Origin of the sequence: Streptomyces sp. NBC_01317 (assembly GCF_035961655.1) — a bacterium.
Lineage (GTDB): Bacteria > Actinomycetota > Actinomycetes > Streptomycetales > Streptomycetaceae > Streptomyces.
The window spans coordinates 263,966-271,767 of sequence record NZ_CP108393.1 but is presented as its reverse complement, the minus strand read 5'-3'; the positions used below and the strand labels follow the sequence as shown (position 1 = coordinate 271,767).

At 72.2% G+C, this 7,802-nt stretch carries 7 protein-coding genes; 4 read left to right on the top strand and 3 right to left on the bottom strand.

Annotated elements, in window-relative coordinates:
* Positions 1 to 6: 6 nt before the first annotated feature.
* Positions 7 to 399 (bottom strand): nuclear transport factor 2 family protein, encoded by a 393-nt coding sequence (locus OG349_RS01095; protein ID WP_327232739.1) that lies wholly within the window; start codon positions 397 to 399, stop codon positions 7 to 9.
* 430 nt (positions 400 to 829) lie between these two features.
* Between OG349_RS01095 and OG349_RS01090 the strand changes: the two genes are divergently transcribed.
* The 3 genes from OG349_RS01090 (at position 830) to OG349_RS01080 (ending at position 4,848) form a co-directional block, all read left to right on the top strand.
* Entirely contained in the window at positions 830 to 2,560 is a 1,731-nt protein-coding gene (locus OG349_RS01090; RefSeq protein WP_327232738.1) for a SpoIIE family protein phosphatase, read from the top strand.
* 645 nt (positions 2,561 to 3,205) lie between these two features.
* Complete coding sequence (locus OG349_RS01085; RefSeq protein WP_327232737.1) at positions 3,206 to 4,126, top strand: DUF1996 domain-containing protein; 921 nt, start codon at positions 3,206 to 3,208, stop codon at positions 4,124 to 4,126.
* The gene (locus OG349_RS01080; protein WP_327238402.1) at positions 4,126 to 4,848 is read left to right on the top strand and encodes a DUF305 domain-containing protein; all 723 of its coding nucleotides are present in this window, start codon (positions 4,126 to 4,128) and stop codon (positions 4,846 to 4,848) included. The genes OG349_RS01085 and OG349_RS01080 overlap by 1 nt, the downstream gene beginning before the upstream one ends.
* A 118-nt stretch (positions 4,849 to 4,966) precedes the next feature.
* On the opposite strand, the gene OG349_RS01075 is transcribed toward OG349_RS01080, so the two are convergent.
* Positions 4,967 to 5,965 (bottom strand): alpha/beta fold hydrolase, encoded by a 999-nt coding sequence (locus tag OG349_RS01075; protein ID WP_327232736.1) that lies wholly within the window; start codon positions 5,963 to 5,965, stop codon positions 4,967 to 4,969.
* Between the two features lie 251 nt (positions 5,966 to 6,216).
* On the opposite strand from OG349_RS01075, the gene OG349_RS01070 reads away from it, so the two are divergent.
* On the top strand, positions 6,217 to 7,182 hold the full coding sequence (locus tag OG349_RS01070) for an SDR family NAD(P)-dependent oxidoreductase (protein ID WP_327232735.1): 966 nt from the start codon (positions 6,217 to 6,219) through the stop codon (positions 7,180 to 7,182).
* Between the two features lie 198 nt (positions 7,183 to 7,380).
* On the opposite strand, the gene OG349_RS01065 is transcribed toward OG349_RS01070, so the two are convergent.
* Positions 7,381 to 7,770 (bottom strand): roadblock/LC7 domain-containing protein, encoded by a 390-nt coding sequence (locus OG349_RS01065; protein ID WP_327232734.1) that lies wholly within the window; start codon positions 7,768 to 7,770, stop codon positions 7,381 to 7,383.
* Positions 7,771 to 7,802 lie beyond the last annotated feature (32 nt).

Sequence of the window (7,802 nt, the reverse complement as noted above, 5' to 3'; positions counted from 1 at the left end):
CGCTCGCTACGGCAGCGGCTCGGCGATCCGGCCCATGTGGAGGGCGGCCAGTTTCCAGCGGCCGTCGTGTTGTGTCAGGAACTGGGTCAGGCGGAAGTAACCGTCCGCGTCGCGGCCGTCGTTGACGCTCTGCTGGCGTTGCAGACCGATCGCGACGGCCGCGTCCCCGTGGACGCGTACCTCGACGTCCTCCCAGTCGAACGCGTCATGGACGAGGCACCCCGACGCGTAGCGATCCAGCCACCGCGGTTTGTCGAGGACAACGCCGCGCGGTCCGACCCCGCGGAAGTCGTCCGTGAGGAGGACGTCGAGCGAGCCGACATCACCGCGCAGTTCCGCGCGGGCCCAGCACCGGCCGAACTCCGCCAGGTCCGCGTGTGTGTCCTTCGTCCCGTCCACGTCTTTCTCCCCCTGTCGGTGTCCCACCCGTGTCCTGCCGTGGCCTGTCGTGTCCCGCGCCCCGGCCGATACGGTCCGGTGGCTCCGGCCGGACCACAGCCTCCACCGTCCCCCGCGCCCGGCGCGTCCCCCGGGATGAGGAGGAGGTGATGCTCCCGCCGGAGTACTCGTGCGGAACATCTCCTCATCGCGCCCCGGGCGGACCATGTCTTTTCGGACACCGGGAGCGTCCGCGGCCACCCGTACGTGCCCTTTCCCCCTGGACTCCGCGCGTGTCCCGCACGGGGTCGCGTACGGTGATGGCAGCCGCTCCCGCTCTGGCGACCCGGCCCCGGCCCCCGGCCGTGAGACCCAGCTCGGCGATCGCCGCACAGCGCACCACATCGAGAACTCGACGCCGATGTCCGGCCCGCACCGTCTGGGAGAGAGCATGTCCGAAGGGGCCCCGGCATGGACCGGCACGACGGATGGGACGACGAACGGCGAGCTGCTGTCCGCACTGTTCGCCCACGCCACGGCGGGGATGTACGCCGTGGACGCCGCCGGCCACGTCATAGCCTGCAACCCCTGGGCGGAACGGATCCTCGGCCACCGCCCCGGCGGCCTGACCGGTCTTGACGCGGAGCGTGTCCTGCACGCGTCGCACGACGACACCAAACCGGGCGAACGCGCCGTTCTGCTCCGCGCCGACGGCACCCCGCTGCCCGTGTGGTGGACGTCCGCGCCGCTCCCCGGGGAGGGCACGGTGGTGATCTTCCACGACACCGGAGCCGAGGGGGAGCGCAACGAACGGCGTTCCGATCGCTACGCCCACAGCGAGATCGCCCGGGAACAGGCCGAATTCGACCTTGCGGAAGCCACCTGGCTCAGTGAGCTGACCCTGGCGCTCGTGAGCACGCTGGAGGCGGAGGAGGCGCTGGCGCGCCTGGCCCGGCTGCTGGTGCCCCGGCTCGCCGACGGGGCGGTGATCGACCTGATCGCCGACCGCGGCCGGGTCCGCAGGACCGCCTGGACCCACCGGGAACCGGACCAGGTGCCCGCCGGGGTGCTGGAGGCGGACCCGCCGCTGTTCGGCGACGCGTCGACGGCCCCGCTGGCCCAGGTCCTGCGGGGCGGTCCCACCCAGCTGCTGAACGCGCCTTTCCGCACGACCCTGTCGGGTACGCCCCCCTCCGCCCCCGCCCCGGCCGAAGCCGGACCCGCCCCCGCGGCCGTACGTACCGACGCCCTGGGACGCGCCACCACCGCCATGCTGGCCGATGTCGGCGCCGCCGAGGCACTCATCGTGCCGCTCCGCCTCCGCGACAGCACCTTCGGCGCGCTCACCCTGACCCGCTCCGCCACCACCCCGCCCTTCGACGACGCCGACCGGGTGCTGGCCGAGGAGGTCGCCCGCCGTACCGCCCTCGGGCTGGAGAACGCCCGGCTGCACGCCCAGCAGGCCGACATCGCCGCCACCCTCCAGCGCGCCCTCCTCACCGACCTGCCCCACGTCGAGACGCTGGAACTGGCCGCGCACTACCAGCCGGCGGAGCACACCGCCGAGGTCGGCGGCGACTGGTACGACGCGTTCCTGCTGCCGGACGGCGATCTCGCCCTGGTCGTCGGCGACGTGACAGGACACGACATCCAGGCCGCCGCCCGGATGAGCGAACTGCGCAACATGCTGCGGGCGTTGGCCGTCGACCGGCCCGAGGAGGACCCGGGCGGCATCCTCCAGCGCCTCGACCGCGCCCAGGCGCACCTCCGGCTCGCCGACGCCGCCACGGTCGTGCTCGCCCGCCTCCGGGCGGGCAAGGACGGTGCCTGGCGGCTCAGTTGGTCCACCGCGGGCCATCCCCCGCCGCTGGTCGTCGCGGCGGACGGCACGACCCGCTACCTCGACGAGGCGCACGCCATGCTCATCGGTCTGCTGCCGGCCACCTCCCGGCCCACGGTCACGACCGAACTGCCCCCGGGCTCCACGCTCCTGCTGTACACCGACGGGCTGATCGAGTCGCGGACGCAGGACATCGACAGCGGACTGCGGCGGCTGCGCGCGTACACCGCCGCCCATCACACCCAGCCGCTCGACCGGTTGTGCATCGATCTGGCCAGACACCTGGGCGACACGCGTGACGACATCACGCTCATCGGGGCGCGCATTCCGCCCCGGAGATGAGACCGCTCCCGGAGGCGGTCCCGCACGCGGTCCCGGAGACGCTCCCGCGACCGGTCCCGGTACCGGTGCCGGAATCGCTTCCGGAACCGGTACCGGACCCAGAAGCGGAATCTCATCGGCCGCCTGGGGCGGCGGCCGGGAACGCGCCCGGCGGAACGCCGGAATTCGCATGTCGAAGTGAGCCCATGACGACGCGTCGGGACGTGTTCATCAAGTGAAGGGCCACAAAATTTTTTCCTGACCGGTCGTGAGGGCGCCGAACGCCTCCGCCGACGGCTCCGCGCCCTCATTCCGCCCGTACGGAAGAGGCCCCCGCCCGCCCCGCCGACAACCCCTCCCACCTGCGCGGACACCACACGACCCGCACCCCCGCCGGAAGGTCCTCCACGGGGAGAGCGCTCTCCCTGTCGACGCGCGAAGAGGGCGTCCCAATGTCTCCTTTGTGTTAAATAACTGACGGACCGTCAGTTCCGGAACTTGACGCAGCACCTTGACGCCCCCTTTACGCAGCCCTAACGTCCGGCACTCAGGGGCTCCGATACGGAACCCCTGGCCCCCCACCACCGGATTTCCCGTCCGGCCGATGCCCCGGCCCGCCGCCGGAGCGTGCCGAGCGCGGGATCCACGACTCCCTTTGGAGCGCCCATGAGATCATCGCGGTCCGAGAACGGCCGCCCCGTCCGCGGGGGACGCCGCAAGGCCCTTCTCGCGGGATTAATCGCGGCGTTGGCGGTCGCCGCCCAGCTCGTGCTCGGGCCCACCGGCGTCCCCCAGAAGGCCGCCGCCCAGCCGGCCGGCGCCCAGGTCGTACGCGTGGCGGAGTTCCTCGCCGAATGTAATTTCAGCCACCGCCTGCCCGACGACCCCATCGTCGTCCCCGGCATCCCCGGCGGCTCGCACATGCACAGCTTCTTCGGGAGCCACGCGACCAACGCGTACACGAACCTCGGAGACCTCAAGACGGCGGCGACCACCTGCGACCCGCAGGTCGACCTCTCGTCGTACTGGGTGCCGACCCTGTTCGTGAACAACCAGCCCGTCGAGCCCACCGGCACGACGTTCTACTACCTGGGTGAGGGCGTGCGCGACGACGTCATCGCCCGTACCCAGCCCATCCCCGAAGGCCTCAAGATCGTGGCGGGCAACGCCAAGGCCACCGGTCCGAACGACAACACCCGGGCGCGCTGGTCCTGCCTGCACGCCGGACAGGTGAACCCGTCGACGGACTTCGTCAACTGCCCGGCCGGCACGATGCTGGAGTCGTACCTCGACTTCCCGCAGTGCTGGAACGGCAGGGACCTCGACTCGGCGGACCACAAGAGCCACATGTCCTACCCGGTCGACGGAACATGCCCGGCGAGCCACCCGGTGCCGGTTCCCAAGCTGCGTCAGGTCCTGCGCTACCCGGTGAACGGCAACCCGGCCGGCTTCAGACTGGCCTCCGGGCCCGGTTATACCATGCACGGCGACTTCTTCAACGCGTGGCCGGTCGCCGAGATGGACCGCCGGGTGCGGGACTGCATCCGTCCGATCATCAAGTGCGGCGCCAACGGAATTCCCTCGTGATGCCGCGGGGCGGCGGCCGGCCGCACCCCGGCGGACCGCCGTCCCGTCCCGGCTCCCGGCCGGACGGGCCCGGCCGGGGGCGTACGAGCGGAACGGCGCGGGGGACCGGCAGGACCGTACTGCCGGGGATCCTTCTGGTCCTCGCGGTCCTCGGACCGCTCGGCTGCGGTGCCTCGCCGGCACCGTCCGACACGAAGCCCGCGCGCACGGCCGCGGTGAAGGAGCAGGGCGGACAGGCCGCTCCGGCGCCCTCCGCCTCCGCCGTCGCGGCGGGCGGATTCAACGACACCGACCGGGGCTGGGCCCAGTTGATGGCGGCCATGGACGAGCGGACGCTGCTCCTGCTCGACCTCGTCGCCGACCGTGCGAGCGACGCGGAACTGGCGGACCTCGCCCGGAGCACGAAGGTGACCCACCGGGCGGAACTCACCCGGCTCCGCGTGATCCTCCGGAAGACAGGGGCGGACGGGGCCAATCCGCACGAGGGCCACGACATGAAGGGGATGGTGACCGACGACGAACTGCGGAAGATCACCGCGAAGCGCGGTACGGCGTTCGACGACCTCTCCATGACCTACCTCCGTGAGCACCTGGAGCAGAGCGTGCTCGTCTCGCGGGGCGAACAGAGCGCCGGCGCCGCCGCTGAGGCGAGGAAACTCGCCGGAGAAGTGACGAAGCGGCGCACGGAACAGCTGGCGGCGCTGCGGCCGCTCGGCGGCTGACCTCCACGGAGGACCGCCGCTCCCGGGTCGGGAACCCCACGCCCCCAGGGCCTGCCACAGAGATCAGGCCCCCGCCCGGGAGCGGCCCGGCGGGAGCGCGCGCCGCGCCCAGCCCGGTTCACGGTACGTCCACAGCCGCGACGCCCAGACCCAGCGTCTCGGGCGCGCTCGCGTACGGCAGCCCCTCCAGCGGGCGGTCCGTGCAGAAGCGCGCCATCAGGTCCGCGAAGTCCGCGATCCGCTCCACCGGCGCCAGATGGTCGGTCTCGTCGATGGTCAGGAACCGCGCCTCCGGGAGCTGCGCCGCCACCTCGCGCCCCATGGCAGGAGTGCAGAGGGTGTCGTGCTCGCCGGTCACCACCAGGCTCGGCACGGCCGGCACCGGCTCCGGGCGGTACCACTCGTGACGCATCAACCGGGTGTTGTGCTCCGCCGACTTGCTCAGCTGTTCGGGATCCTGGCCGGCGATCTGCTGGTAGACGAGCCGGGACACGGCCGCGTGCTTGCGGACCCGGCCCGTGCCGGGCGGGGACATGAAGCGGTCGGCCAGCTCACGCGCGATCGTCTCGGTCTCGCCCCGCTCGATCATCACGGCCCAACGCTCCATCGCCGCCGCGTAGTCCGCCGGGATCCGGGTCGTCATGCCGACCAGCAGCAGCCGCGCCACCAGATCCGGGTAGTGCTGGGCGAAGCGCAGCCCCACGGCGCCCCCGTAACAGGCGGCGACCAGATTGACGCGCGGCACGTCCAGTTCCGTGAGGAGGTGCCGGACGGTCGCGGCGAGGAAGTCGACCCCGTACATCGCGGGAAGGAAGTCCGCGGTGCCGTACCCCGGCAGGTCCACCGTGATCACCTGCCCCACCGGACCGAGCCATTTCTCGTGCCGCACCCAGGAGTTGCGGTCCTGGGAGGAGCCGCCCAGCACCAGCACGGGCTCCGTCACCGGGTCGTCGTGGTGGACGATCCGGCACGTGTAGCGGAAGCCGTCGAACGTGAGATCCCGCTCCTCGACCCGGCCGGCCGTCCCGTCCGTGCGACCGTCGACCGCCTGCCCCGGGATCAGTGGGCGAGCACGGGGCGATTCCTGGTCCTGGGCGAGGACGGCGTCGATGGACATGGTGACTCCAGAGCTCCGGTACGGACAACAACGTCCCTGCCTAGCAGTTGGCCCGCCCCGACCGGACATCACTGACCCGATCGTGGGCGGTTCGCGCCTCCCGGTCCGCTGGTCCATTCGACTCTCGCTCAGCCGGACCGGTACGCGGGGGCGCTCGGCCGGGTCCGCGCCCCCGGCGCGCACTCCGGTTCGAGCCGGGGCGGTCGACGCCCACTTGACTTCGAGTGCGCTCCAATTCGTAGCCTCGGCGCATGACTACGCCTCAGCACAAGATCGGGTCCGGGTTCGGAGCCCGGAGCACCGCGCGGGAGGTCCTGCGGGGGATCGACCTCACCGGGAAACTCGCGATCGTGACCGGTGGCTACTCCGGACTCGGCCTGGAGACCACCCGCGCCCTGGCCGGCGCCGGCGCCCACGTCGTCGTACCCGCCAGGCGGCCCGCGGCCGCGCGGGAGGCGCTGCACGGCATCGAGGGCACCGAGGTCGACGAACTGGACCTCGCCGACCTCGGCAGCGTGCGTGGCTTCGCCGAACGGTTCCTGGCCTCGGACCGCGCCGTCGACCTGATCGTCAACAGCGCGGCCGTCATGGCGAGTCCGGAGACGCGGGTCGGCCCCGGCTGGGAGGTGCAGTTCGCGACGAACCACCTCGGCCACTTCGCCCTGGTCAACCGGCTCTGGCCGGCGCTCGCGCGCGGCCGGGCCCGGGTGATCGCCGTCTCCTCGGCTGGCCACCGCAACTCGCCCGTCCGCTGGGACGACCCGCACTTCACGCGGGGGTACGACAAGTGGCAGGCGTACGGCCAGGCCAAGACGGCCAACGCGCTGTTCGCCGTCCACCTCGACAAGCTGGGCAAGGAGTCCGGGGTACGGGCGTTCTCCCTTCACCCGGGCGGGATCCTCACGCCGCTGCAACGCCACCTCGCCCAGGAGGAGATGGTCGCCGCGGGCTGGATCGACAGCGACGGCAATCCGATCAACCCGGCGTTCAAGACACCCGAGCAGGGCGCGTCGACCCAGGTGTGGGCGGCGACCTCGCCCCTGCTGGCGGACCGGGGCGGGGTGTACTGCGAGGACTGCGACATCGCCGAGCCGGCGGGTGACGGCGAGTTCAAGGGAGGGGTACGGGACTACGCGACCGACCCCGGGCAGGCGGCCCGGCTGTGGGCGCTCTCGGCCGAACTGACGGGCGTCGACGCGTTCGTGACCACCGTCTGAAAGAGCCGTCTGAAAGAGCCGTCTGAACGAGCCGTCTGAACGAGTCGCCTCAACGAGTCGCCTCAAGGACTCGCCTGAACGAGCCGGCCGGGGCTGTCGCCCGGGCGCCTGTCCTCCGGGCCGTCGGCACCGACGGCCCGGAGCGCCCGGGAGGAAGAGAGGCCGGGCGCGGAGAGGAGCCGCGCCCGCGTTCCGGCGTCAGGCGGGCACGTCTCCCGCGAGCAGCCCCGCCAACTCCTCGACGACGGCCGGGGTCTCACGCTGGAGCGCGGCGACATCGAGGCCCTCGTCGCCCAGGACGGTCAGCAGCGCCCGGTCCCCGACGGCCAGCACGACGATGTGCCCGCCCCCGCACCGTATGACCACGTCACGGAGCGCGCCCGCTTCGGCCTGCTGCGCCATCCGCGCGCCGAGCCCCAGCGTCGCGGCGGCGAGTGCGGAGACGGTCTCCGGCTGGACCGTGTCCGCGTCGGCGGCGACCAGGAGGCCGTCGGCCGTGGAGAGGACGGTCTCGGAGACTCCCATCACCCTTTCCCGCAGCGAGGCCAGCACACTGACAAGGGGAGTGACGGACGAACTTACGTGCATGGTGCGCGCTCCTTGATGACGTTTTCCGGCCG

Bases quoted from the DNA above. Each gene is read 5' to 3' on its own strand.
- OG349_RS01085 (WP_327232737.1), top strand. From the start codon at position 3,206: ATGAGATCATCGCGGTCCGAGAACGGCCGCCCCGTCCGCGGGGGACGC.
- OG349_RS01070 (WP_327232735.1), top strand. From the start codon at position 6,217: ATGACTACGCCTCAGCACAAGATCGGGTCCGGGTTCGGAGCCCGGAGC.
- OG349_RS01075 (WP_327232736.1), bottom strand. From the start codon at position 5,965: ATGTCCATCGACGCCGTCCTCGCCCAGGACCAGGAATCGCCCCGTGCT.
- OG349_RS01065 (WP_327232734.1), bottom strand. From the start codon at position 7,770: ATGCACGTAAGTTCGTCCGTCACTCCCCTTGTCAGTGTGCTGGCCTCG.
- OG349_RS01090 (WP_327232738.1), top strand. From the start codon at position 830: ATGTCCGAAGGGGCCCCGGCATGGACCGGCACGACGGATGGGACGACG.
- OG349_RS01080 (WP_327238402.1), top strand. From the start codon at position 4,126: ATGCCGCGGGGCGGCGGCCGGCCGCACCCCGGCGGACCGCCGTCCCGT.